General features: G+C 55.3%; 15 protein-coding genes, 1 tRNA gene and 2 pseudogenes. 10 read left to right on the top strand and 8 right to left on the bottom strand.

All coding sequences use genetic code 11. From position 1 onward, the window contains the following. Nucleotides 1-285: 285 nt before the first annotated feature. Nucleotides 286-456, bottom strand: coding sequence for a KTSC domain-containing protein (locus LOY70_RS25005; protein ID WP_256097810.1), 171 nt, complete (start codon nt 454-456; stop codon nt 286-288). A gap of 1,423 nt (nt 457-1,879) precedes the next feature. Between LOY70_RS25005 and LOY70_RS25000 the strand changes: the two genes are divergently transcribed. Next, nucleotides 1,880-4,141, top strand: a complete 2,262-nt coding sequence (locus tag LOY70_RS25000; RefSeq protein ID WP_265030043.1) for a restriction endonuclease — start codon at nt 1,880-1,882, stop codon at nt 4,139-4,141. Between the two features lie 306 nt (nt 4,142-4,447). Here the strand turns inward: LOY70_RS25000 and LOY70_RS24995 are convergent, their stop codons facing one another. The 7 genes and pseudogenes from LOY70_RS24995 to LOY70_RS24965 form a co-directional block, all read right to left on the bottom strand. Then, nucleotides 4,448-5,575 (bottom strand): hypothetical protein, encoded by a 1,128-nt coding sequence (locus LOY70_RS24995; protein WP_265030041.1) that lies wholly within the window; start codon nt 5,573-5,575, stop codon nt 4,448-4,450. Next, complete coding sequence (locus LOY70_RS24990) at nt 5,568-6,728, bottom strand: nucleoid-associated protein (RefSeq protein ID WP_265030040.1); 1,161 nt, start codon at nt 6,726-6,728, stop codon at nt 5,568-5,570. Before LOY70_RS24990 ends, LOY70_RS24995 begins: the two co-directional genes overlap by 8 nt. A gap of 282 nt (nt 6,729-7,010) precedes the next feature. Continuing rightward, complete coding sequence (locus LOY70_RS24985; protein WP_265030039.1) at nt 7,011-7,199, bottom strand: hypothetical protein; 189 nt, start codon at nt 7,197-7,199, stop codon at nt 7,011-7,013. Between the two features lie 65 nt (nt 7,200-7,264). Continuing rightward, the gene (locus LOY70_RS24980; RefSeq protein WP_265030038.1) at nt 7,265-8,107 is read right to left on the bottom strand and encodes a chromosome segregation protein SMC; all 843 of its coding nucleotides are present in this window, start codon (nt 8,105-8,107) and stop codon (nt 7,265-7,267) included. An 86-nt stretch (nt 8,108-8,193) separates the two neighbouring features. After that, a pseudogene (locus LOY70_RS24975) lies at nt 8,194-9,450 on the bottom strand (DUF927 domain-containing protein); the annotation flags it as partial. Nucleotides 9,451-9,573: 123 nt separating this feature from the next. Beyond that, a tRNA-Met gene (locus tag LOY70_RS24970) sits at nt 9,574-9,650 on the bottom strand. Nucleotides 9,651-9,753: 103 nt separating this feature from the next. After that, complete coding sequence (locus LOY70_RS24965) at nt 9,754-11,811, bottom strand: methyl-accepting chemotaxis protein (RefSeq protein WP_265030036.1); 2,058 nt, start codon at nt 11,809-11,811, stop codon at nt 9,754-9,756. Nucleotides 11,812-12,142: 331 nt separating this feature from the next. On the opposite strand from LOY70_RS24965, the gene LOY70_RS24960 reads away from it, so the two are divergent. The 9 genes and pseudogenes from LOY70_RS24960 (at nt 12,143) to LOY70_RS24925 (ending at nt 25,128) form a co-directional block, all read left to right on the top strand. Further along, the gene (locus LOY70_RS24960) at nt 12,143-13,360 is read left to right on the top strand and encodes an MFS transporter (RefSeq protein ID WP_265030034.1); all 1,218 of its coding nucleotides are present in this window, start codon (nt 12,143-12,145) and stop codon (nt 13,358-13,360) included. 79 nt (nt 13,361-13,439) lie between these two features. Next, entirely contained in the window at nt 13,440-14,501 is a 1,062-nt protein-coding gene (locus LOY70_RS24955; protein WP_265030033.1) for an ankyrin repeat domain-containing protein, read from the top strand. Nucleotides 14,502-14,969: 468 nt separating this feature from the next. Continuing rightward, nucleotides 14,970-16,232, top strand: a pseudogene (locus LOY70_RS30280) (HAMP domain-containing protein); the annotation flags it as partial. Next, nucleotides 16,227-17,132, top strand: a complete 906-nt coding sequence (locus LOY70_RS30275; RefSeq protein ID WP_371857833.1) for a methyl-accepting chemotaxis protein — start codon at nt 16,227-16,229, stop codon at nt 17,130-17,132. The pseudogene LOY70_RS30280 and the gene LOY70_RS30275, both read left to right, overlap by 6 nt. A 217-nt stretch (nt 17,133-17,349) precedes the next feature. Beyond that, the gene (locus LOY70_RS24945; protein WP_025215473.1) at nt 17,350-17,784 is read left to right on the top strand and encodes a hypothetical protein; all 435 of its coding nucleotides are present in this window, start codon (nt 17,350-17,352) and stop codon (nt 17,782-17,784) included. Further along, nucleotides 17,781-19,241: an ATPase domain-containing protein gene (locus tag LOY70_RS24940; protein WP_265030029.1), complete on the top strand. Its 1,461-nt coding sequence runs from the start codon at nt 17,781-17,783 to the stop codon at nt 19,239-19,241. Before LOY70_RS24945 ends, LOY70_RS24940 begins: the two co-directional genes overlap by 4 nt. 9 nt (nt 19,242-19,250) lie before the next feature. Continuing rightward, complete coding sequence (locus LOY70_RS24935) at nt 19,251-20,282, top strand: sensor histidine kinase (RefSeq protein ID WP_265030028.1); 1,032 nt, start codon at nt 19,251-19,253, stop codon at nt 20,280-20,282. Nucleotides 20,283-20,432: 150 nt separating this feature from the next. After that, nucleotides 20,433-22,721, top strand: a complete 2,289-nt coding sequence (metE, locus tag LOY70_RS24930; RefSeq protein ID WP_265030026.1) for a 5-methyltetrahydropteroyltriglutamate--homocysteine S-methyltransferase — start codon at nt 20,433-20,435, stop codon at nt 22,719-22,721. A 181-nt stretch (nt 22,722-22,902) separates the two neighbouring features. Continuing rightward, entirely contained in the window at nt 22,903-25,128 is a 2,226-nt protein-coding gene (locus LOY70_RS24925; RefSeq protein WP_265030025.1) for an OsmC domain/YcaO domain-containing protein, read from the top strand. Nucleotides 25,129-25,165 lie beyond the last annotated feature (37 nt).

The raw sequence follows: 25,165 nt of genomic DNA, 5'->3' as shown, positions 1-25,165 counted from the left end.
CTGGGCTGTAGAGACCGACTGTAGCGATGCGAGACGCCTGGCGCAAATCAACACGAGGCTTAGCAAAACCCGGCGGGCAGGCTGGTCGGCTGCCAAAGGGCGGAGTCCTTTCCTCGAGGCATAAAAAAACGGCTTATCTTTCGATAAGCCGTTTTTAGTACTTGGTACACAGTCATTTGAACTGGGTCTGTATAGTGCTGTTATATATAGGTTTTTCTGGTGTGTTGTGAGTTAGGCATACATGTGGGCATACATGCCCCTCCTTGCTACCTCTCAACCATGCCCTCAGCACTGGTAGCGATCACGAATGTACCGGTTGTAGTAAGAGCCCTTTGAGCTAGCTGACATCAACCCTTGGTGGATCGTCGGGGGGACGTTACAGAAGTCGTAGGAGTGCCCTTGCTGAAAGCGGATTCTCATTCTCTTGGTGGCAGCATCGTAGCCAACAGAGGTCATTGCATCAGATCGAACAGCAACCATATCCATATCACTTTCCCTAGCAGCGACGAGCTCCAGGTTGGTAGCTCGATCACTCGATACTAAGCCAATCCGCCGGGTGTTTGCTTCAGAGGTCTAAAACCCGCTGGGAGACCGTGCTTTCGCTAACCTCAGTAATTGGGTGAAGCGGTAAATCGCGACGTGTATCTCATCTAGCGTATCCCCGTCCCACTCCTCAACCGTCTCTAACTCAGCTCGTAAACTGACGATACGCTGTTCGATTTCTTCGACTTCAGCGGCACCGCATTGCCTAGCGATCGCCTGCCAATCGTCATCAGAGATTTTTTCGTGGAGAGCTAAGCCGGCTCGGGCATTTACGATCAGCTTCTGAAGGCTACTCATCTGAGATCTCGGGTGGGCGGCAGAAAAAGGTGCTGGGGACCCTGTCGATATCCTGAGTATACGGGGCATGAAACCCGCGGGATCTTGGTAGCGACAGAGATTGCAGCTTACTGAAATTTCAACGTCGAAATTGAAAGGATCCTGACGAAAAAAGGGGATCGTTACCGCAACGGTAAAGGTGAGCCATTGTGTTGTTGATAGCGAACGGTTGAACCCGGTCAACCTTGGGGATGGTGTCAACCACGTCAACCTGTCAACCGACGTAGAAAACTCAGTCGCTAACAAGATGCTGCGGGTTCTTTGCCCCTTACCCATTCGAAATGCCCAGGGTCCCCGGCAAGCTACCAAGCGATAGGGCAAATGCAGAGGTGAACCACCAGTTCACCAGGTTCACCTGTTCACTAAGCTGTGCACTTTTTCGCTAACACGATCACGCGGGTTTCCGACCCCTTGTCTCCTCGGCATTGTCAGGGGCCCTATTAGTATCTGCCTTCTTCCGTTGCGAGGATCAATCACCTAACCCAAGAGCCACAAAGATGTTTGCTCGCTGGCGGCATTCCCCTGTCTGGGGTGCAGGGGAGACCAATAAAGGAGTGTTACAGAGGTTGCAGGTGTAACGAGTGTATCTAACCATTTGGTTTTAAAGGGGATATTGTTTGTTACATCACGCTGGCAGCGAAGCTTTGTCGAGTGTTACGCAAACGTTATGTGTTACACCTGATGAATATTTTCCGCTTGGTAACTGTGGGCCAGAAGCGAACCCTTCGAGAACGCCTGCTTTCGGTAAGCCACTGCGTCATCCCAGGCTAGTACTACTGGATGTATAGTGGCTGCGAAGCTGAATTTGACGAGAAATTTTTATAATTGTGGTGAATCATGCTATAGAGCCATCACCCACTCAATTTCAACCCAAATATTCATACCTGACTTATGACAGACAAATCGGCTCAACCAATTCCAGAAATACTCGTTGTGCAGCGAGTATGCTCGTTAACACTGACAATCATTGATACGTCCTTATCGGATACCGGAGCTTTCTGTGAACGAGTACGATTTTTCAAGGCTAAACGATAAGGAATTTGAAGTATTCTGCACCGATCTGCTGAGTGCGCGGGAAGGCGTGCGTTTTGAACGGTTTAAATCGGGGAGAGATGGTGGGGTTGATGGTCGCTATTTTAAACCTAATGGCAATGAGTGGATACTCCAGTGTAAACATTGGGTATCAACACCCTTAGAGAGGCTAGTGAAATACGTCGGAGAAAGCGAGAGTCCAAAAGTCCGCAAACTTGCTCCAGAGCGTTATTTTCTCGCGGTTTCACATTCGCTGTCGCGAAATGACAAGAAGAATCTTATGGAGGTTCTTGCCCCATTTGTGCTGAGTTCAAACGACATTCTAGGTCGTGAGGACTTGAACGATCTTCTCGCTCAGCATCCAGAAGTTGAGGGAAGACATTATAAGCTTTGGCTAGCCAGTGCGAATATCCTACGCTATCTTTTTGATAAGCCGATTATGGATAGGAGCGATTTTGCATTTGAAGAAATATTAGAAAATTCCAAAATATATGTCCCTACGGTCAATCATGGAGCCGCTATAGCAAAACTTGAAGCAATGGGTGTTGTAATCATTACTGGTCCAGCTGGTATCGGAAAGACCACGCTGGCTGAGCAATTAATTTTGCACTACGTCTGTGACGGTTTTTCTCTAGCGTGTATTTCTAACGATATAAGAGAGGCAGAAAATATACTTACACTTGAGACGAAGCAGATTTTTTACTTTGATGATTTTCTCGGTCGGAATTACTTGGAGGCGCTTTCCGGTCATGAAGGCGCTCAGATAGTTCAGTTCATGAAACGCATCGTTAAGGATAAAACAAAGCGTTTTATTTTGACGTCTAGGACTACTATTTTGAATCAAGGAAAAATTCTTAATGATGTTTTTGAAAACTCTAATATAGATCGCACGGAGTTCGAAATTACACTCCAGTCGTTGACGGGTATAGATAAGGCTCGCATCCTTTATAATCATATATGGCACTCAAGTTTGGATCAGGAGCTTATAGAACAGCTCTATGAGCATAAGCGTTATCGAAAGATAATAGATCACGCCAATTTCAATCCGCGTTTGATTCGCTTCATTACCGACGAGCAGCGCTTAGATGGTGTAACTGCCGAGAAATATTGGGGTTATATCCAAGGCCTTTTAAATAATCCAACTAAGGTGTGGGAGAATCCGTTTGAGGCGCAATTAGATGATTGTGGCCGTGCACTTGTGTTTTTGGTAGCGCTCAACGGACGCTTTATCTCTCAAGAGGACCTTGCTGAGGCATTCGCGAGATATATATGTGCCCCAGGGATCGGCAGCCTGACGGGGAAGAAGGATTTTTTGCTGAATATACGTCATCTTGCGGGTTCGATGCTCACGAGATTTTTGATAGGTGGCACTGAACCCTATCTTCGCTTATTCAATCCCTCGTTAGGTGATTTTGTACTTCACCGTTACTCAGGGAATGTCCCAGCTTTGCGTGCGTGCTTTGATAGCCTTTTGACTATATCTTCCCTAAGCACTATAAAAAATATGACCGACAATAAATTTATTACTCTGGAGGTCGCCGCCGAGATAGCAGGATATATTTTCGAGAGAATACGTGGGATGAGGTTCGTCGGCGTTCAAGCGGAGTACGTGGCTCGATTGTGTACTGCGCGGGTTGATTTTGGGTTGCCTTTTAGCGTCGCAGATCCTGGACTGTTAGATGCTATAGAATTTGTTTCCAGTTCCGAATGTAATTCTTCATTTTTAGCCTCTGCAACGTTAATTTTATGGGCGATAGAGAACAATGTTTCTAATCTTGAGCAGGTTGAGAGTTTTGTTGAGGAGGCTTGTGCGTCTAATCCTTCGAACGATGAGCTAATTCAGCTAGGGCAGATCGTGGAATGCTTAAGGCGCTCCGGAAATAACGCACTAACCGAGAGCTATGATGAGGTTGTGTCAGAGTATTTGATTTCTGAAATTAATGACGAGTTTCCTGACGAGCAGGTCTTTCATGAGTGCTCAAGTACAGGCCAAGCTCATGCTAACTTTAAAGATTTTATTAATGAGCGTGCTAATGAATTGGGTGTAAGTGATGTTTCTGGATTGGTGGAGTCTATTGTTGGGTCATTTAATATTGATCGAAAGGTAGATGATTTTTTCTATGGGGGAGACCATGATCATGAGTATGAGAATTACTCTCGTAATGAGCGGACCGCCGTTTGGCCAGATCGATCAGTCGATGAAATTGACGATTTGTTTTCACGCAACTGATTCAAGTAACGTCTGTCCAATAATTAATTATTGTTCGCCGTCTATAGTTTCTGATTTGTGCGGCAAGTACCTTTGGTCGGGCTTCCGCCTGTCTCAAGAATTATCTACGATATGAGCAGCGATGGATGTGCTCTTATGAAGACGGATCTTAGCAAGATTTCAATCTCAAACGCGTACTTTTTTCACTGCGGAATCATGGCCGACTGTTTACAACAGAATCGCTCGAAAGCAGCCGATCAAATCAAGTCTGCTTTGGCTATAAACAAAAGGAGCGCTCCAGCATGTTGCTTGAACAGAAGAACGCCACTAAGTCTCTAAGAAACGTTTGAGCAGAATCAGGCTTACCAGTATCAGTACTAGCCAGCATATGCGGGTTAGCGTGTTAAGTTTGGACTCGGCGGTCTTAGATGAGCTTAAGAGTTTTTTTCGGGAGTCTTCTATTTTTTCTTGAATTTCTTCTACACCTACGACAATGTCGTCGTATTTTTTTGTAGAGCGCTCGAATTCGTTGGCAAGTAGTTTTATGTGAGTAGATACGTTGTTATTTAAGGAAATTATCATCCAGGTAGAAATGGTTAGCCCCACGAGTATTACGAGGAGATCCCATGCGGTGGTAGCAGGTTTCAAGACTGCGCCCGCCGCCACGATACCACCTGGAACAGCAAACGCTTTTGTCTGCTGGGCCATAATTGCGTCTTGGACCTTTCCCAGAAAACTAACGCAGTCACTTTCGATTTCAGTGAGGATCTTGTTCACCGAAAATTTGCTTACATAAACTTTATAGCGCTCATTGTACTTTTTGTAGAGGTTCGAAATAGATGCCATTATTAATCGGATGCTATCGTCGTTTTTGTCCTTAAAAAAATCTGTCAGCGCTTCTCGCATAACGTGACGCCGTTCTTCGCAATGAACGTCCTCATCTGCCATCACTGCTGCATGCATTGCTTGAGCGTGCTTAATCCCTTTTGCATCTACATCGATGGTCAGTAGTTCCTCATACGTTATTAGGTACGAGATTTCTATTTTTGTAAGAAACGATTCTTTCGAGCTGTAGAACACATATTTGAGAGTTTGGCTTTCGTCCCCGTTGTTATGACAGAGCGTTTGGAGCATTTCTCTAAGCAAAAAATACAGATCAGTTAGCCGGGAAATTGAAACATGCTGAACCTCCTCCATGCCGATGATGTGCATGTGTTCGGGCTTTTTGCTGCGAGTCCGTACTGTATGCCACATTGCCTCCGCATTGGCGAAGAAGGGTACATAGCCTCCGTCCCACGCGGAGGGCTCTAACAGGAAAAGATCATTTCCAATCAGATCCAGATTTTCGGGACTATGGCAGCCATAGGTTTTGAGGAACTCATAGACATCTGTCATTTCCAGCGATTGCGTATCAAATATGAGCTGGTTATCATCCAGCGAGATTCGATCAAGCATCTTGGGATCCTGACGATGGATTGTCAGCGTTTATCCCCTTCAGCCTGTTTGATACGTCGCTTGGCAGTTTCACCTTCAGGTACACGAAATTCTTATCGACGCTAAGATCAGCATTGCTGTCGCCAACGGCAACGGCGTCTAGTTTCAAACGTCCCGCGAATTCTCCGGAGGGAAGCTTAAGATCTATGTATCCCATGTTTTTAGCAGTGGCACCCGAAGGCTGAAACTCTTCACTTACTTTAAAGCGCTCTGAATTTTCTGAGATAAATTTTATTAGGCCGCCGAGATGGGGTGAATCTTCTTTCAGACATTTGTTAATTACGTGTTGAATTTCTGAAAGATGCACCCGCTCGCCTGCTTTGTTTTCAATATAGCTAACAACCCGCGTGTGAATTGTTCGCCGCTCTGACAAGGAAAGGGTAGTTGCCTCTTCTATAAAGTACGCGCTCAGCGCGTTTTTCAAGTTTTCGACACAGACCTTTCCCGGTATTGAATCGGAGCAGCCTAATGCGACATTAAAAAATTCGCTTTTAGAGTTCCCTTTAATAAAGTAAAGATAGGAGTCTCCTGTGTTATGCGGAAATCCTTTTTTGAACTCGGTCAAGTCCATACAGGCTGCCTGACGAAAATCTTGAAGGTTTAGGCTTTCCGTTCCTTTTGGGTTAAGGTTGTTATCATCGTCAAAATCATATCCACCTCTTTTGCCAAGCATAACAATCAAGAGATGGTCTATCTGCCGGTAATCTTGGTAGTGTGAAAATACAACATAGCCCTCATTGAGAGAGCGGCGGGCCGGGTCGTTTGCCTCATGGCATAACCTCTCCATAACTCCGATGACAAACGCATTAAAATCGAGATTGCTAGAGTACTTGGAAAAATTATCAGCAGCGGCAAGCATGTTAGGGTCTACATATCCATAGACTCTCCCACTCTTGGAGAATTTTTTGCCAATGAGATTTACAAAGTCAACGCATACCGGCGACTTGAGATTCCAGTCGTTGCCTTTATTGCTATCGTAGAATGTCAGGCCACCAAGCGTTTTTTTGAAAAACTTCGCGGCACAGGCATTCAATACAATGAGTGTCTTTACCTCGGATTTTTTTATCTCGGGGTCATTATCTTGATGAAGTGTAGTTTGAGTTTGATCATCCATGCCATGTTCGTCCGTAGTGACTATGAATGCCGAACGTTGTTGACGTCAGCTGCCAGTCAAGGATGGTAGCACAGTGATGGTGCGCAGCTCCGCATCACCGATATCTAGTTGGATTTTGCTGGTTGAGTCGCCCTGACTCGACAGACACCATGGAGCGGCAGCTATGACGGGAATCGCTTTCTCTGATCAGTGTTAGGGTGGTGCTGCAGAACGGCTAGCCCGTGCCGACTCAGTCAACTTTATAAGGTTGGAAATGGAAGCCGAATAGGCTTCCACTGCATCTTAGCTTCGGCGTTTCAAATGCTGATCGATGAGGCTCAGCTCTGCTTTGATCGCGTTGGCGGTCAGATTTTGTATTGCTGTGTTTTTCCCCCAGCGAGAGCCCATGAGCTTAAGCAGGGCGCTCAGATGGGTTTTTCTTGCCTTCAGCGTTTCGGTACGACTGGGGCTGTTCTGCATGACAGTGTGCATAGTGCTAATCCTTGGGCATCGTTTAAACAGCCCACACACGTGGGCTGTTTCAGGTGGGCAGGTCGTTACATGGCCAGCACGTCTTGCACGCTGTACTGCCCCGCGCGCTCCGAAAGGTCATGCGAGGTCCAACTGCCAAAGTTCTCGCCTTGCTCTGGAACGTCCAGCTTTCTCAGGACGACAGGATCTCGGTTAATCATGCGGTGGGCCGCCCAAAGCTTTCCGCCGATATCAAGCAACGCTTGAGCTGCCTCATTCCATCTCTCCTCGAGAACCAAGGTCGCGAGGTACAGCGAGTCATTCTGAATTTTTGTGTGCTCTTGTTGGGCTTCTGAGATGTGTTGGTCGACTGTGGTCAACTCTTGTTCCAGAGCCGCGATAATCAGCTGCTGACGACGGTTTTGCTCGGCTACAGTCGTAAGGTTTTTCGCGGCCTTTTGGGCGTCGACATTGGCTGTCTTCTCACCTTCGGCGTCGCCCCAAGCTACGGCTTGGGCATAGGCCGTCGCCGCTTCTGTCTCAGCTTGGCGAGCCTTTGCCATTTCATCTGTCGCTTGCTGGCGAATCTGGTTCAGCCGGGTGCTAAGGCTCTGGCGTTTTTCGTTGAGTTCCTGCTCGTCGGCTTTCCAAGTCGCCATTGCATCAACGTAGCCCGCCATCAGGGTTTCGTGATTCGCGAGCTTTTCACGACGATTGATTTTTTGATTCAACCTATAGATCTCAAAGTCCAGAGAATCAAACTTCCTTTTTCGCTCTTCATACTGATGCTGTACTTCTTGTTTCCTGCGCTGGTCAACGACCTCGGCACTTTCCATCGCAGTCTTGAGCGGAAGCATTTCGGTTTTGACATTTTCCATTTCGAGGATTAATTGTTCGCGGCGATCTGTCAGTTCTTTGAGTTGATTCATTGTCTTGTCTCTGTGCAATTCGATTGGGTTGAGCGGCTGGCGAGGCCGGGAATCAGCCGGCGCTACCTCGATCAGCAGGGATGCCGTCAGGCAGCCCGAGCCTCGCTCTCATCCGTTCCCGGAATCGTCTTCACGATGTAGCAGCGTTGCGGGCCGAGGCCGGGCAACCGGACCAAACTCGATGCCTTGCCATCGCTACCAGGTTCCAGCACACCCCGGTGCAGCAGTTCCTTGTTCACGGCATTAATGTTCATGCCCCGAAATATCTCGGATCGCCATGCCTCGGGCAGCACGTAGTAGGTGTGGGTGGTGTGCATGGTGTCGCCCATGCCGTGCTCCAGCGTTTTGCGAAAGCCCAGGCGGTCGATGGTGCGTGGCCCGTGCTCATCGATCTTCGCGGCGGCGGTTTCCCAGCGGATGAAGCGGCTTTCCCCAAAGCGCTCGATGATCTGGCGTAGGCGGGCCAAGATCGCATCACCTTCAAGGTTTCCAGCGCCGCCACGCTCATTCAGCCACGCGCTCAGGCACATACGTGCCGCCGTGGTTGCGGTGCCGTCAGGCCAGCCAGTGATACCGAGCGCGGTGGCCAGCTCTCCGGCTGCTGCGGCCAGCCCAAAGTGTGCAGCGGCTCGGTGTGCTTGCCCACTGGCCGATGCGGGGAGGGCTTTGGCGACGAAGCCTTCCAGAGTCCGGCGGAGGATGGTTGACCATCCGTGCATCTTGCCGGGCTCGCAGAGTGCCGCCAGGAACGCGGTGAGTGGCGTGCCGTAGTATTTGGCAACCCGAGCCTTGAGCGCGTCAGAGAGGGCCGCTGCGTCATCGAAGCCGCTCAATACATCAAACATGCCAAGGCCTTTACTGGCGTCCGCTGGCACGGCGAGCATGCGCACTTCCATGCCGGCTTTCAGTTCCTTGTTGGCTTCGGCCATGTGCTGCGCCAACGTCTTCTCGCCCGTCGAGAGAAACAGCAAGCGCCATTCCTGTACCTGCCGGCCCGCTTGTCCTCGATCATTGGCGCGAGCCTTACCGGTGCCATTGCCAAGCATGTACACCGTTTCGCCGATGATGCGCGGGTCGCACATGCCGATTTCATCCAGCACCAGGAGCCCGTCCGAATGCGCGGCGGCGATGGATTCCAGGGCGTTGTCTGTCGAGCGTCAGGAACGCACTACACGTGGCCCGCCATAGATCGAGGCGGCCACTTGCAGGTGGGTGGTCTTGCCACCGGAGCTGTCGCCGTAGAGGTGAAATCCTCCCGACTCGTGACCGAGCATGTTCAGCATTGGTCCAGCAAAAGCCACGCTGACGACGAACGTCAAACGATGGTTGCCGACGCACAGTGCGCTGGGCATACGGCGGGGAAGGATAGGGGGAGAGAGGTGGACAGCCAGAAACAAGAAAGCCCGCACTAGGCGGGCTTCTTGAGGTGATTCATAGACTGCTGTAGACATCTATGGATCGGTACTTGGTGGCTACACAGGGACTTGAACCCCGGACCCCAGCATTATGAATGCTATGCTCTAACCAACTGAGCTATGTAGCCAAGTGGCGCGCATTATTCGCCGGTAGCGAAGATGTGTCAAGCGTAAATCTGAAATATTTCTCTGCGCTTTCAACCGCTTATCCATCCTCGCTGCAAATGCCCTTCAACCGAGTTGAAATCTCCCGGTATTGGCACTCAAGGCCTCGCTGCCCTTGCTCAGGGTATCGGCCGCTAGGTTCACGGCCCGTGCGCCATCGAGCAAGCGCATGGCCGCTTGATCGACCTGCTGGATATTGCCGCTGACCTCATCGGCTGTACTGGCTTGTTCATCCACGGCAGTGGCGATTTGCGCCAGGGTGTCGGTGACGCTTTGCACGGCGCTGGCAATTTCTCCCAGCCGTTCGCCCAGACCGGTGACGGCTTGGGCGTCGGTCTGGGCCTGGCCGCAGGCGGCTTCCATCAGGCTGACCGCTTCATTGACCGTGGCGCGCAGGCTGTCGACGGTGCCGGCAATCTGTTGGGTGGAGGACTGGGTGCGTTGCGACAGGCTGCGTACTTCATCGGCCACTACCGCGAAACCACGCCCCTGCTCCCCGGCGCGAGCGGCTTCGATGGCGGCGTTGAGGGCCAGCAGGTTGGTCTGTTCGGCCACGCCACGGATGGTGTCGACCACCAGTTGGATCTGTTGCCCCTGTTCGCTGACCCGGCCCAACGCGGCGGCGGTCTCGTTGAGCCGCTGGTTGAGTTGCTGGATGCTCGCCGTGGTGCGCTGGCTATCGCGGCTGCTGTCGGCGGCGATGCGCCGGGTTTGCTGGGCGCTGTCGGATGCCTGCTCACAGCTTCTCGCGACGCCTTGGGACGTGGCCGCCAGTTGCGTCGCGGCGGCCGCGATCTGGCTGATCTGAATCTGCTGGGCTTCGACTTCGCCCAGGGCGCCGTTGGAATGCGTATTGAGGGTGCGCACGGCATTGCTCAGTTGCAGTGTTTCGTGGTCCACCCCCAGCAGGCTGTTGCGCAGCTGCACCACGGCGACGTTGAGGGCGGTACTGATGGCCGCCAGCTCGTCGCGCCCATGAACCGGCACTTGCAAGCTCAGGTTCCCGTCACGCAAGGCCTCGGCCAGCAGGGTGATACCGCTGGCGCTGCGGCGGATGGACGCTTGCAGGCAGATGAAGAGGTACAGCGCGGCCAATACCAGGCAGCCGAGCACCGTCGCCACCAGCGTGAACTGGCGGATCGCCGAACCATGGTAGTGGTCCAGTCGCGTATCCAAGGCCACCAGGGATTGTTGGCGCAGCGTGGCCAGGTTGCTCAGGAGGGCATCGAGGTGGGTTTCGAAATCTTGCGGCTTGAGATTGATGGAGCCGCCGAACACGCCGTCATCCAGCACTTTAAGGCCGGCATCCAGATGATCGAGGCTGCCTTGGAATTGCCCGGCCCAGGTTTGCAGTTCATTGGGCAGGCGCGTTTTCAGCAGCGCACCGGTCTTGACCAGTTGATCCCGGGCATCACCAATACGGCTGCGCAGGTCCCGCAATTGCAGGCGGCTCTGCAGGGTGAACTGGCCCGATACCACGGAGGCCTGGCCGACACTGGCCAGGCGACCGACCCGTTCGATCAGGTCCGGTGTCTGCTGGGTGGATATCTGGGTCAGCAGGTAGGTTTCCAGCCAGGAAGCGAGGGTCAGGCGATTGTCCATGACGATCTGTTCGCGCAAGGCTTGCAGCGCGCTCAGGGCGGCGGTGAAACGGTCGTAACCGTCTGGCCACCAGCCCACGGCGCCCAGGCTTTTTGAGTCCAGGCCATTGAGGCTGGTCTGCAGGGTTTGATAGCGGGCGAGGGTAGCGGCTTCGGCACCTTCGGTTTGCAAGGTCGTGCCCAGGTCATTGGCGGCCTGGTTGAGGGCTGGTTGCACGGCATCGAAAGCGGCCATCGCCGCCAGCGTCGCGGGGGTTGGCTGGCGATTGGTTTCCGTGGCGCGCCAACGGGCCGCACGGTTGCGTTGGGCGGTGAGCAGATTGTCCAGGTTATCCAGGGCCAGCAACTGGCGCACGCCGGCGCGTTCCCCGGAAATCAGGCTGAGTTTGTCGCGATAGTCCTGGCCAATGAGCCATAGGCTGCCCATGAGCGGCAGGATGAAAAGCAGGAATAACAGCTGGAATTTACGGGCGAAGCCGAAACGTCCCAGCAAGCCGATTCCCGGTGATAGAAAAGCCTGCATGCCCATACTCCCCTGAACACCCGCGCACTATTATTGTGCGTTTCGACACAGTGCCGAAACGGGTGCCCTTTTAAAAGGCCTCGAAAGTTTGTCCAAATCGGCTTGGTAGGCCAGCTCTGTAGCGAAACTTCCCATTCTCGGTCTCCTTTGTAAGGAGCCGCGTTGTAGCTCATTAACAAGGCAAGATTCAGACCATGGCGTTGAGCTATCACCTTGGAATTCGACAATTTTTCCAAGGTCGATAGCAAGCTAAGGGGATAGCCTTGTTGCACCGAAAAATGGCACTTTGACGCACCTGCCCATGTGCACCCTCTGTCGTATGGAAACTCCCATGGCTATCAGCAATACCCAAGCCGCCACCCCATCCGTTGCCGCCCCGGCGCAAAGCAGCCCGTTGGTCATGCGCATCATCGGCGCCGTGGCACTGGCGCACCTGATCAACGATTTGATCCAGGCAGTGCTGCCCTCGATCTACCCGATGCTCAAGGACAGCTATGGCCTGACCTTCACCCAGGTTGGCCTGATCACGCTGACGTTCCAGTTGACCGCATCTTTGTTGCAGCCCTGGGTCGGCTATCACACGGATCGATATCCCAAGCCCTGGTTGCTGCCGGCCGGGACGGTGTGCACGCTGATCGGCATTGTGATGATGTCCATGGTCGGCAGTTTTGCCTTGATTCTATTGGCGGCGGCATTGATCGGTATCGGTTCGTCGACCTTCCACCCGGAAGCATCGCGGGTGGCACGACTGGCTTCGGGTGGGCGTTATGGGTTGGCGCAATCGACGTTCCAGGTCGGCGGTAATGCCGGTTCGGCCTTCGGCCCGTTGCTGGCGGCGGCGATCATCATTCCCTACGGGCAGGGCAATGTGGCTTGGTTCGGGTTGTTCGCCCTGTTTGCGTTGTTCGTGCTGTACCGCATCAGCCGCTGGTACGCCAATCACCTGAACCTGTTCAAGCTCAAGCAAGGCCAGGCGGCCACCCACGGTCTATCCAAGGGCCGGGTCTTGAGCGCGCTGGTGGTACTGGGGCTGCTGGTGTTCTCCAAGTATTTCTACATGGCCAGTTTCACCAGTTACTTCACCTTCTACCTGATCGAAAAGTTCGACCTGACGGTGGCCTCCTCGCAGTTGCACCTGTTCCTGTTCCTCGGCGCGGTGGCGGCGGGGACGTTCTTTGGCGGTCCGATCGGCGACCGGATCGGCCGCAAGGCGGTGATCTGGTTCTCGATCCTCGGCGTGGCGCCGTTCACCCTGATCCTGCCTCACGTCGACCTGCTGTGGACCAGCATCCTCAGCGTGGTGATCGGCTTCATCCTCGCTTCGGCGTTCTCGGCCATCGTGGTGTACGCCCAGGAACTGGTGCCGGGCAATGTCGGGATGATCGCCGGGGTGTTCTTTGGTCTGATGTTCGGTTTCGGCGGGATTGGTGCCGCGCTGCTGGGGCATCTGGCGGACATCCGTGGCATCGAGTACGTGTATTGGTTGTGCTCGTTCCTGCCGCTGTTTGGGGTGTTGGCGATTTTCCTGCCAAGGACTAAAAAAGTCTGATTCGAATCCAAATGGCCGTTACCCATGAAATATAGGATTTATGATGAAACCCTTTTTGATCAGGATGGTGAACGCCGCCATGGGTAAGCGTAAACGCAAGACGCTGCCGAAGGATTTCGGCCAGTTGCTGGACCAGGCCTCGTTTGCCGAACTGGTCGCCGTGTTCGATGCGTGCGAGCTTGAAGCCACCGGCGGTTACAGCAAGAGCACGGCGCTGGGCTTCTACAACTGTCCCGATGAACTGGTGCGCTGGCTGGTGGAGCAGGGCGCTGACATTAATGCCCGTGACACTTACCAACGAACGCCACTGCACCATCGTAGTTCGAGTTGGATCGGGGGTATCGATCTGCTGCTGGATTTGGGCGCCGATATCGAGGCGCAGGACTACCAGGGCTACACGCCCTTGCATGCCGCGGCCAACAGCCACAAAGCCGAGGCCATCGCGGCCCTGATCCGCCGTGGCGCCAATGTCGATGCCAAGAGCCGGCAGGGGCATGGCGTGCTGCATATTGCCCTGGCCACCACCCGCAATGCCGATATCGAGGCCACCGCGAACATCGCCCAGACCCTGTTGGCAGCAGGGCTGCAACGCGATGAGGGCATGCTCGCTGAAGTGCAGCGCATCGGCCGTGAGTTCGAGTTTCACCGGGCCGCCTTCAACCCGGACTACCTCGAGGCAACGGACGCTGCCCTGACCCGTCTTTATCGCCTTTTCGATGTCGCGCCCGTTGCCTCTCGCAAGGTTCACGACGGACAGGCTGCCATCGTCGTGACGGCCAGTGGCTGGCCAGACCAGCATCAGCAATTGTGGGAGCTGCTGGTGCCTTCCTCTGGCGCCGCCGCGACGGCGCAGGGTGAGGTGATCCGCATCAGTGGCCGCATCTCCCGAGAGATTCACCACAACGGATCGGCCAACTGGGACGCCGATTTCAAAGCGATGTTGGTGGCTCTGGTTGACCATCTGGGCAGCGCCGTGCCCTTGCCTGCGGCCGACCTCGCTGAAGCCCGGGCATTGGCTGCCGTTCTGCGGGGTGGCAACGATAACGCCGAGCAGACCGATCGTCTCTGTGAGTTGGCTGTGCGTTGGGTCATCGCCAACCCGCAACCATTGCCATTAACGACGCCTTCCTACAGCCGGTAACGCGACGGTGCTGCTCACCGGCATGTCGCGCTTCTGGTGAATTACGACCAAAGTACTGTTTTGTATAACGCCTAAGTTCGATGTTGCATAAAAAACGATCGTGTTAATTTGCGGTTGTGGTTATTGGTCTGAATGGATTCTGCGAGATCGTTCAAGAGTGACCCTAGGGTTACTGGAAAAGCAGGGATCGCGCATTCTTTCCACCTATCGCTTTTATTGCCCTGGCACTAAGGCCCTCGGTTCTTGACTTGAATACCTCTCCTGCTTTTCAGGCGGATAGAGGTAGGTTTACGCCCCCACCTGCCACGTTTCAAATACTTATAAAGCGTTGTATCGCCGTGCCTTCCAAGGCGATTGTCTTGTGGCCGGCGTAAACAGCCGTGATTGATTGTTATTCGCCGCGTCGTGCAAAAGTTAGAGGCCGTCGTCTTTAACGTTGGCAATAAATAGAATCAGGCAGGGGATGATATGAAGTTCAAGTCATTGCAGGCACGCATTTGTGTCACGGCAGGCATTTGCCTGTTTGTTTCATCCATCAGCCTGGTTGTCTACGGGCTCTTTACCGCTCGGACCAACGAGCAATACGTCGCTTCCGAAGTCTCGGCGCTGGTTGAAAAATCAACGATCCGGGAAATCCAGAACCTGGCCGAGTCCCGTGCCAACGTCATCCAGGCCAAGTTGCAGAATGCGCTGGACGCCGCTCGCACCATGGCCAATGCCTTTGCCGCCAGCAAGGTTGCGCAAAGCCCTCTGGCATTGGGGCGTGAACAGATCAACACCGTGTTGCTCAGCGTCCTCAAGGACAACCCCGACTTCAACGGCACCTATTCCTGCTGGGAACCGGATGCGCTGGACGGACAGGATCTCGCGTTCCGTAATGCTCAAGATGGCAATAATCCGCTGACAGGGCGTTTCACGCCTTACTGGACGCGCAGCGCCGGTGGCCATGTCGCGGTGCAGCCGTTGGTCGAGTACGACTCTCCAGACCGGCATCCTAATGGTGTGCCCAAGGGTGGCTGGTACAGTGGTCCGCGCGACACCCTGAAGGAAAGCGTGCTGGACCCTATTCCTTATGTGGTCCAGGGTAAAAACGTCTGGCTGACCACCTTGTCGGTGCCAATCGTGGCCAACGGCAAGTTCTACGGTGTGGTCGGGGCTGACTTCGATATCGCCTTTATCCAGAAACTCAGCGAACAGATGTCTGCCGAGCTCTACGGCGGCAAAGGCACGGTTTCGATCTTGAGTAACCAGGGCTTGGTGGTCGCGGACAGCCAGCGGACCGACCTGATCGGCCAGCCGATCAAGGCCTTGCTGCCTGACGCCTGGGAAAAAGTGCTCAGCGATATCCAAGGTGGTCGTGGTAACGGCTTGCTCAATCCGCAAACTCAGAACATCGAAGTGCTGATGCCCATTGCGCTCGGTCGCACAGGCAAGCCCTGGGCGGTGCTGATTCGCTTGCCCAAGGCCGTGGTCATGGCCCAGGCCATTGCCCTGGAGCAGGAGTTGCAAGCGCGCAGTATCAACAACAGCATCTGGCAAGTGTCGGTAGGGCTGGGCATTTCCCTGTTGGCGTTGGTCGCCCTCTGGTTCGCCACGGCGAAAATCGTCGGGCCGATTCGCGAGGCCGCGGCGTTGGCCGCCAACATCAGCCTGGGCGATTTCTCGCGCCGCCTGGTGCAGCAATCCGAGGATGAAGTCGGGCAACTGTCTGCCGCACTCAATGACATGTCCGAAAGCCTGCAACGGCAGGTCAGGGTGGCCGAGCGTATTTCCGAAGGGGATCTGGACCTGGAGGTCCGCTTGTCGTCGCCCCACGATACCCTCGGCAAGTCATTGGAGAAGATGGTCAGTAACCTGAACCAGCTGATTTCCGAGGTCCAGACCAGTGCCACCCAGATCACCGGCAGCTCGGCGCAGGTCACCGATCTGAGCCAGTCATTGTCCGATGGCGCGTCCAACTCGGCGTCGTCCATCACCGAGATCAGCGCGGTGATGACACAGATGGCCGCGCAGACCCGGGACAACGCCGCCAACGCCAAGAAAGCCGATGAGCAGTCCCAGGCCTCGCGTGCCGATGCGGGAGAAAGCGACAAACTGATGAGTGAGCTGATTGCCGCCATGGCCGAAATCGACAATTCGGGCAAGGACATCACCGCGATCATCACCACCATCGACAACATTGCCGCACAAACCAATCTGCTGGCCTTGAACGCGGCTATCGAAGCGGCCCGGGCTGGTGAGCTTGGGCGCGGTTTTGCCGTGGTCGCCGATGAAGTGCGTAGCCTGGCCGCCCGCAGCGCCGAAGCCGCCCAGCAGACAGCCGCGTTGATCGCCGACTCCTCGAGCAAGACCCAGCGCGGCATGATTATCGCGGGGCGGACCGCCGAATCGCTGAAAAACATCGTTCATGGAACCAGCGCGGTTTCCAACCTGGTTTCGCTGATCTACCAGGCCTCCAGCGAGCAGGCTTCCGGTTTGCAGCAGGCCAGCATCGGCTTGGAACAGATCGATGAAGTGACGCAGAAAAACCAGTCCAACTCACAAGAATGTGCGGTAGCCGCCAAGGACCTTTCGGAGCGGGCCTCACTGATGCAGCGTGTGCTGGGTCGCTTCAAAGTCAAAAGGGGTTAGTGGATTTTCCTGCCGGCTCCAAGGGAATCTGTAATGTAATGACACAAAATCCCCGCATCAGCCAATGTTGACGGGGATTTTCTGTTTCTGCGCTTGGCCGGGGCGGTTTGACTGACTGACCGTAACTGATCGCAATTGCAATGCTTTGTCCCATAGGGCCTCGATAACGCTCCTGAGGGTGTACTATCCATACCTGCCCATCGGATATCAGTTAGCCATGTCCACGCTAAGCGAAGAGAGCCGTCAGATCGTAGCTTCTCTGACGCACCGCGTTGGCCCCAACGCTGACATTGCAAAGACCGCCCACGCGATCATTTCAATTCTGCAGGATATAGAGGCGGCCCTCACGCCCGTCATTGGTCAACAAGGAGTTGCCGCGCTCTATCGCCGCAGCTTGCATCTGTGTGGGTCCACTCATCCGCGTCTGACCGGCCCCTGCGACAGGGTGCAGGCCGGCCAGGTCCTGACGGCCCTTAAATCCGTACTCGTCGAGCAAAGTGAAGCCGATGCGCTGTTTTTCGGTGAAATGCTGCTGACCATCTTCTACGAGTTGCTGACCACGTTGATCGGGCCTTCGCTCACCGCACGTTTGCTTCGTGGCGTGTGGGAACCTTCCTTGAGCGACACCCCTTCGCAGGAAAATTCGCCATGAGCACCAAAGTGACTATCAACCGCTTGGCCACCGGCGTGCCAGGACTGGACGAGGTCTTGGGCGGAGGGTTGCCAGAGTTTTCGTTCAACCTGATCGCCGGTCCGCCCGGTTGTGGCAAGACCACCCTCGCGCACCAGATGATGTTTGCCCTGGCCACCCCTGAGCGTCCCGCGCTATTTTTTACTGTACTGGGCGAGCCGCCGCTGAAGATGCTGCGCTACCAGCAGCAGTTCGATTTCTTCGACAGCGAGGCGATCAATCAGTCGATCCGCTACGTCAACCTGGCTGACGACACCCTGGCCGGGGACCTGGACGAAGTGCTGCGACGCATTGTCAGCGAGGTGGAGGCTCACTCCCCGGCGCTGGTGTTCGTTGATTCGTTCCGTTCGGTGGTGCTGGCCAGCCAGACCCAGGACAACCCGAATAACAACCTGCCGCAGTTCGTCCAGCAACTGGGCATGCTGATGACCACCTGGCAGGCCACGACGTTCCTGATCGGCGAATATTTCACCGAAACCGATACCAACCCGATTTTCACCGTGGCCGATGGGCTGATCTGGCTGCGCCAGAGCGTTCAGCGCAATTCCATGGTGCGCAAGATGGAAATCATGAAGATGCGCGGCCAGCCGACGTTGCCAGGTCTGCACACTTTCCGTATCGCCTCGTCGGGGATCAAGGTCTTTGCCCCCGCGCCCTTCAATCCGGTCGAAGCCCCGCTGGAATTCCCCATCAAGCGCCTGGCCATGGGCGTGCCGCAGCTCGATGAGATGCTCGGCGGTGGGTTGCCGTGCGGTTATTCCTTGTTAGTGGCGGGCCCGTCCGGTTCGGGCAAGAGCATCCTGGCGGCGTCCTTCCTCGCCGAAGGCGCGCGAAACGGCGAAACCGGCGTGATCGCGGTGTTTGAACAACGTCCTAATCACTCCCAGAACGCCACCCTGGCCAACTTGATTCAATGTGGAAAAGTCGGGCTGGTGGATAGCCGGGCACCGGACCTGTCCATCGACGAAATCGTGCACCTGCTGCTGGGCGAAATCGCCCGCCTGAAAGCGACTCGGGTAGTCATTGATTCGCTGTCGGGCTTCGAACTGGCGCTGGCGCCGACCTTTCGCGAGGACTTCCGCGAGTCGCTGTCGCGCATGGTCACCGCGTTGACCAGCGCTGGCGTCAGTGTCTTGCTGACCTCGGAGCTGGAAGACCGCTACACTGACCTGCGCTTCAGTCCTTACGGCACGGCTTTTCTCACCGACGCCATCATCGTTCAGCGCTACATTGAAGTGCAGAGTCGTCTATTGCGCATCATGGCCGTGGTCAAGGTACGGGCCAGCGCCCATTCCGATGAGCTACGCCTGTATCGTATCGACGATGACGGCTTACAGATCGGTGAAATGTTGCCCGATCAAGAAGGATTGCTCGGCGGCCGGCCAACCCGGCAGCTTGCTGTCAAAGGCAGTGGATGAGTCAAAATCATGGATGAGGCCAATGACAAGAACGAGCAAGCGATGGCCACGGTCGCTCGCGAACTGTTCCTGCTTGGCCAGAAAACCGTCGAGGCGCGGGCGGTGCTGGCGGCGTTGCACAAGGAACTGAGCGATGCCAACACCCAAATCGCCGATAAGCGACAGATCGAGCAATTGATCGAGGCCAACCAACAGTTGGTCCTGGCGATTCTGTCGGCCCAGTCCGAGGCGGAAAAGCCAAAAAACACGCCGGTAGAACAACAGCTGTACCTGGATATGCGCGAAGCCAATGAGCTCTTGGTCATCGCCGCCCTCAGTGCGCAACACCTGAGAACCTCGGCCGAACGCGCGTTGGAGCGCCAGCGGAACGTCCTTGCCTTGGTGGCCCATGAGCTGCGCAACCCGCTGAACCCCATCAGGATGATTGCCGGTCGACTGGTGCGGGTGCCCAGTGAGGAGCTACCCCGCATGCAGAAGTTAATTGAAGGCCAAGTGCGGCACATGTCCCGATTAATCGAAGACTTGCTTGACGTCTCTCGCGTCAAGACCGGCAAGCTTCGCCTCGATTGTCACAGGGTCGATATGCTTCAGGTCATTCATGAGGCCATGGAGATTTTTGGGCCGGTCATGATCTCTGGGGATTTGCACTTCAGCGCCAAACTGCCGGAGTGCGTCTTGTCGATGAACGGCGATCCGGTACGGCTCGCGCAGGTTCTCGGCAATCTGTTGGGCAACGCGGCCAAGTACACCCCCGCAGGCGGGACCGTCACACTTTCGGTCACCGTCGAAGTCGACGCAGTGGAAATAAGCATCCGCGATACCGGCATAGGCATCTCGGCCAAGGCGCTGCCGTTCATCTTCGAGCCGTTTGTGCAGGACGTTCACGCCATCGGTTTCAACGGTGCGGGCCTGGGCATTGGCCTGACGGTGGTGCGCGAATTGGTCGAAAGCCACGGTGGCACGGTGATTGGCAAGAGCGCGGGCGATGGTCAGGGGAGCGAGTTCGTGGTGAGGTTGCCGTTGGTGAGTCAAACCACCTGAGCCCATAGCGGCTAAACGAGTTTTCATGTGGCGAGTATCGACTTTATGATCATGAAGGAAACTTGTGATCATCAGGATTAAATTGAGTTTGTCTCACTAGGTGGTAACTGTCGACAATGGCGCCAATCAAGCACATTGGAGATATTTGTCATGGCATTGGCCCATTCCCTTGGATTTCCGCGCATTGGCCGCGACCGCGAACTGAAGAAAGCACAAGAGGCTTTCTGGAAGGGCGAGCTAAACGAAGAGGGTTTGCGTGCCGTTGGTCGTGAGCTGCGCAAAACCCACTGGGACTTGCAGAAGAACGCTGGCATTGAGCTGTTGCCGGTCGGCGACTTTGCCTGGTATGACCAGGTCCTCACCCATTCCCTGATGTTCGGTGTGATCCCTGAGCGCTTCCGTCCAGCGGATGGCCAGGCTTCGTTGCACACCCTGTTCGGCATGGCGCGCGGCGTCAGCGACAGCTGCTGTGGCGGTGCGCATGCCCAGGAAATGACCAAGTGGTTCGACACGAACTACCATTACCTCGTCCCTGAATTCAGCGCGGACCAGCAGTTCCAGCTCGGCTGGGATCAACTGTTCGAAGAAGTCGAAGAAGCCCTGGCACTGGGTCACACCGTCAAGCCAGTGATCATTGGTCCGCTGACTTACCTGTGGCTGGGCAAGGCCAAGGGGGCCGACTTCGACAAGCTTGAACTGCTGGATCGTCTGCTACCGCTGTACGGCCAGATCTTCCAGCGCCTGGCCGCACAGGGCGTCGAGTGGGTGCAAATCGACGAGCCGATCCTGGTCCTCGATCTGCCGCAAGAATGGAAAAACGCTTTTGAGCGTGCCTACAACTTGATTCAGCGTGATCCGTTGAAAAAGCTGGTCGCCACCTACTTCGGTGGTCTGGAGGAGAACCTGGGCCTGGCCGCCAACCTGCCGGTCGATGGTTTGCACATCGACCTGGTGCGTGCCCCGGAACAGTACCCGACGATTCTGGATCGCCTGCCCGCCTACAAAGTGCTGTCGCTGGGCTTGGTCAACGGCCGTAACGTATGGCGTTGCGACCTGGAAGCCGCATTGGCCACGCTGCAACATGCCAATGAGCGTCTGGGTGATCGCTTGTGGGTCGCACCGTCCTGCTCGTTGTTGCACAGCCCGGTCGACCTGGACCGTGAAGATAAGCTCGATACCGAACTGAAAAGCTGGCTGGCCTTTGCCGTGCAGAAGTGCGAAGAAGTCGCGGTGCTGGCCCAGGCCGTGAATGAGCCGGAAGCTGCGAAGGTGCTTCAGGCACTGGCACAAAGTCGCGCCGTCCAGGCTGACCGTGCGGCCTCGCCACGTATTCATAAGCCGGCTGTGCAGGCGCGTGTTGCCGCGATCACCGCCAGGGACAGCCAGCGCCATTCCCTGTTTGCCCAACGAATCGAGAAGCAACGCGCGGGTTTGAACCTGCCGTTATTCCCGACCACCACCATCGGATCGTTCCCGCAAACCGCCTCTATTCGCCTCGCTCGCCAGTCGTTTAAACAAGGCAAGTTGAGCGAAGCGCAATACACCGACGCGATGCACAGTGAGATCCGTCACGCGGTCCTGGTCCAGGAACGCTTGGGGCTGGATGTGCTGGTACACGGCGAAGCCGAGCGTAACGACATGGTCGAATACTTCGCCGAGCAACTGGACGGCTATGCGTTCACCCGTTTCGGTTGGGTGCAAAGCTACGGTTCGCGTTGTGTCAAGCCCGCGGTGATTGTCGGTGACCTGAGTCGTCCGAAAGCCATGACGGTGGAGTGGATTCGCTATGCGCAAGGCCTGACTGACAAGGTCATGAAAGGCATGCTGACCGGGCCGGTGACCATGCTGATGTGGTCGTTCCCGCGCGAAGATGTATCGCGCAAAGTCCAGGCCCGACAACTGGCCTTGGCCCTGCGAGATGAAGTGCTCGACCTGGAAACGGCCGGCATCAAGATCGTGCAGATCGACGAAGCAGCGTTCCGCGAAGGTCTGCCTCTGCGCCGGGCGCAATGGCAGGCTTACCTGGACTGGGCAGTGGAGGCGTTCCGCCTGAGCGCATCTGGCGTGCGTGACGAAACGCAGATCCATACACACATGTGCTACAGCGAGTTCAACGACGTCATCAAGTCCATCGCGGACATGGATGCCGACGTCATCACCATCGAGACTTCGCGTTCGGACATGGAATTGCTGGATGCGTTCGAGGCCTTCGACTACCCGAATGACATAGGCCCCGGAGTCTACGACATCCATTCGCCACGGGTTCCGGATGCCTCGGAAATGGCCAACTTGTTGCGTAAAGCCGCCAAGCGTATTCCCGCCGAGCGTCTATGGGTCAATCCCGACTGCGGCCTGAAAACCCGTGGCTGGCAGGAAACCGAAGCGGCGCTGGTGCACATGGTCAGCGCGGCACGGCGTCTGCGTAAAGAATTGGCTTGATGCTTTAGCGGCATGACACCCAACCGAAGCCCTTCACTGTGCTTCGGTTTTTTTTCATTGAGCACCAGGCATGGCGCGTGAGGGCAACCCGCTTGGCGATGGCGGGCTAAAGCACAAGACTTCCGATTGAAAAGGCGGATAATGGCCGCCTATTTTTTGCTCGCTATTCTGGTAATCCCGTATGGAAATCAAGGTCAACTTTCTCGACAACCTTCGACTTGAAGCCAAGTTTGATGACTTTACGGTGGTGGCCGATCAACCTATCCGCTACAAAGGCGATGGCTCGGCCCCCGGGCCGTTCGATTACTTTTTGGCTTCATCGGCGTTGTGCGCGGCTTACTTTGTGAAGTTGTATTGCCAGACGCGCAATATTCCCACCGATAACATTCGCCTGTCGCAGAACAATATTGTCGATCCGGAAAATCGCTACAACCAGATCTTCAAGATCCAGGTCGAGCTCCCGGCAGATATCAGCGACAAAGACCGCCAAGGCATTTTGCGTTCCATCGACCGTTGCACGGTGAAGAAGGTCGTGCAAGCCGGGCCTGAGTTTGTCATTGAAGAGGTGGAAAACCTCGACGCCGATGCCCAGGCATTGCTGATGCCCAATTCGGTTTCCCAAACCGGCACCTATATCGCCGGCAAGGACCTGCCGCTGGAGCAAACCATCGCCAATATGTCGGGCATTCTGGCGGACCTGGGCATGAAGATCGAGATCGCTTCGTGGCGCAATATCGTGCCCAATGTGTGGTCTCTGCATATTCGCGACGCCCACTCGCCGATGTGTTTTACCAATGGCAAGGGTGCGACCAAAGAGAGCGCACTGGCGTCGGCGTTGGGCGAGTTTATCGAGCGGCTCAACTGCAACTTTTTCTACAACGATCAGTTCTGGGGCGAAGACATCGCCAATGCGGCGTTTGTGCATTACCCGGACGAACGCTGGTTCAAGCCTGGCCGTAAAGATGCGCTGCCGGCGGAAATCCTCGACGAGTACTGCCTGAAAATCTACAACCGCGACGGCGAACTGCGCGGCTCCCACCTGATCGACACCAATTCGGGTAATGAAGAGCGCGGCATCTGCTCGCTGCCGTACGTGCGCCAGTCGGACGGCGAGGTGGTGTATTTTCCGTCCAACCTGATTGAAAACCTGTTCCTGAGCAATGGCATGAGTGCGGGTAACACCCTGGCCGAAGCTCAGGTGCAGTGTCTGTCGGAGATTTTCGAGCGTGCGGTCAAACGCGAGATCATCGAAGGTGAATTTGCACTGCCCGATGTACCGGCCAACGTGCTGGCGAAGTACCCGGGGATAATGGCCGGTATTCAGGCGCTGGAAGAGCAGGGGTTCCCCGTCCTGGTGAAGGATGCCTCCCTGGGGGGCGAATTCCCGGTGATGTGCGTCACGTTGATGAACCCGCGGACCGGCGGTGTGTTTGCCTCGTTCGGCGCACACCCGAGCCTGGAAGTGGCGCTGGAACGCAGCCTGACCGAATTGTTGCAGGGCCGCAGTTTCGAAGGCCTCAACGACTTGCCCCAGCCGACGTTCGAAGGTCATGCGGTGACCGAGCCGAATAACTTCGTCGAGCACTTCATCGACTCCAGCGGCGTGGTGTCGTGGCGTTTTTTCAGCGCCAAGTCAGATTACGAGTTCGTGGAGTGGGACTTCTCCGGCCAGGGTGAAAACTCGAATGCCGAGGAAGCCGCGACCTTGTTCGGCATTCTCGAAGGCATGGGCAAGCAAGTGTACATGGCGGTCTACGAGCACATCGGCGCGAAAGCGTGCCGTATCCTGGTGCCGGGCTATTCGGAAATCTATCCCGTGGACGATCTGGTCTGGGATAACACCAACAAAGCGCTGTTTTTCCGCGCCGACATCCTGAATCTGCATCGCCTGGACGAAGACGAACTGCAAGCGCTGGTCGAGCGTCTGGTGGAAAGCGAGCTGGACGACTACACCGACATCACCACCTTGATCGGCATCGAGTTCGATGACAACACGGCTTGGGGCCAGCTAACGATCCTGGAGTTGAAGCTGCTGATCTATCTGGCCTTGCAGCAGTTCGAAGAGGCGAAGGAAGCGGTGGAAACCTTCTTGCAGTACAACGACAACACGGTGGAGCGCGGGTTGTTCTACCAGGCCGTGAATGTGGTGCTGGAGATGAAGCTGGACGAAGACCTGGAACTGGAAGACTACGAGGCCAATTTCCGCCGGATGTTTGGCAACGAACGGATGGATGCCGCGATCGGCTCGGTGGACGGCAGCGTACGCTTCCATGGCTTGACGCCGACCAGCATGAAACTGGAGGGCCTCGATAGACACCTGCGCCTGATCGACAGCTACAAAAAACTGCACGCGGCGCGGGCCAATGTGTCGGCTTTATCTTCCGGGCTCGCCCCGTCGCTTGGCTGAATCCCTGCACTTGCCTGGGGTTCGGTTTTTTCCGAAC

It is taken from the genome of Pseudomonas sp. B21-054, assembly GCF_026016345.1.
Taxonomy (GTDB): domain Bacteria; phylum Pseudomonadota; class Gammaproteobacteria; order Pseudomonadales; family Pseudomonadaceae; genus Aquipseudomonas.
This window is presented reverse-complemented; position numbering and strand designations above follow the sequence as displayed.

Coding starts and splice junctions, on each gene's coding strand:
- LOY70_RS25005 (WP_256097810.1), bottom strand. CDS start 456: ATGACCTCTGTTGGCTACGATGCTGCCACCAAGAGAATGAGAATCCGC.
- LOY70_RS24995 (WP_265030041.1), bottom strand. CDS start 5,575: ATGCTTGATCGAATCTCGCTGGATGATAACCAGCTCATATTTGATACG.
- LOY70_RS24990 (WP_265030040.1), bottom strand. CDS start 6,728: ATGGATGATCAAACTCAAACTACACTTCATCAAGATAATGACCCCGAG.
- LOY70_RS24985 (WP_265030039.1), bottom strand. CDS start 7,199: ATGCACACTGTCATGCAGAACAGCCCCAGTCGTACCGAAACGCTGAAG.
- LOY70_RS24980 (WP_265030038.1), bottom strand. CDS start 8,107: ATGAATCAACTCAAAGAACTGACAGATCGCCGCGAACAATTAATCCTC.
- LOY70_RS24965 (WP_265030036.1), bottom strand. CDS start 11,811: ATGCAGGCTTTTCTATCACCGGGAATCGGCTTGCTGGGACGTTTCGGC.
- LOY70_RS24960 (WP_265030034.1), top strand. CDS start 12,143: ATGGCTATCAGCAATACCCAAGCCGCCACCCCATCCGTTGCCGCCCCG.
- LOY70_RS24955 (WP_265030033.1), top strand. CDS start 13,440: ATGGGTAAGCGTAAACGCAAGACGCTGCCGAAGGATTTCGGCCAGTTG.
- LOY70_RS30275 (WP_371857833.1), top strand. CDS start 16,227: ATGTCCGAAAGCCTGCAACGGCAGGTCAGGGTGGCCGAGCGTATTTCC.
- LOY70_RS24945 (WP_025215473.1), top strand. CDS start 17,350: ATGTCCACGCTAAGCGAAGAGAGCCGTCAGATCGTAGCTTCTCTGACG.
- LOY70_RS24940 (WP_265030029.1), top strand. CDS start 17,781: ATGAGCACCAAAGTGACTATCAACCGCTTGGCCACCGGCGTGCCAGGA.
- LOY70_RS24935 (WP_265030028.1), top strand. CDS start 19,251: ATGGATGAGGCCAATGACAAGAACGAGCAAGCGATGGCCACGGTCGCT.
- metE (WP_265030026.1), top strand. CDS start 20,433: ATGGCATTGGCCCATTCCCTTGGATTTCCGCGCATTGGCCGCGACCGC.
- LOY70_RS24925 (WP_265030025.1), top strand. CDS start 22,903: ATGGAAATCAAGGTCAACTTTCTCGACAACCTTCGACTTGAAGCCAAG.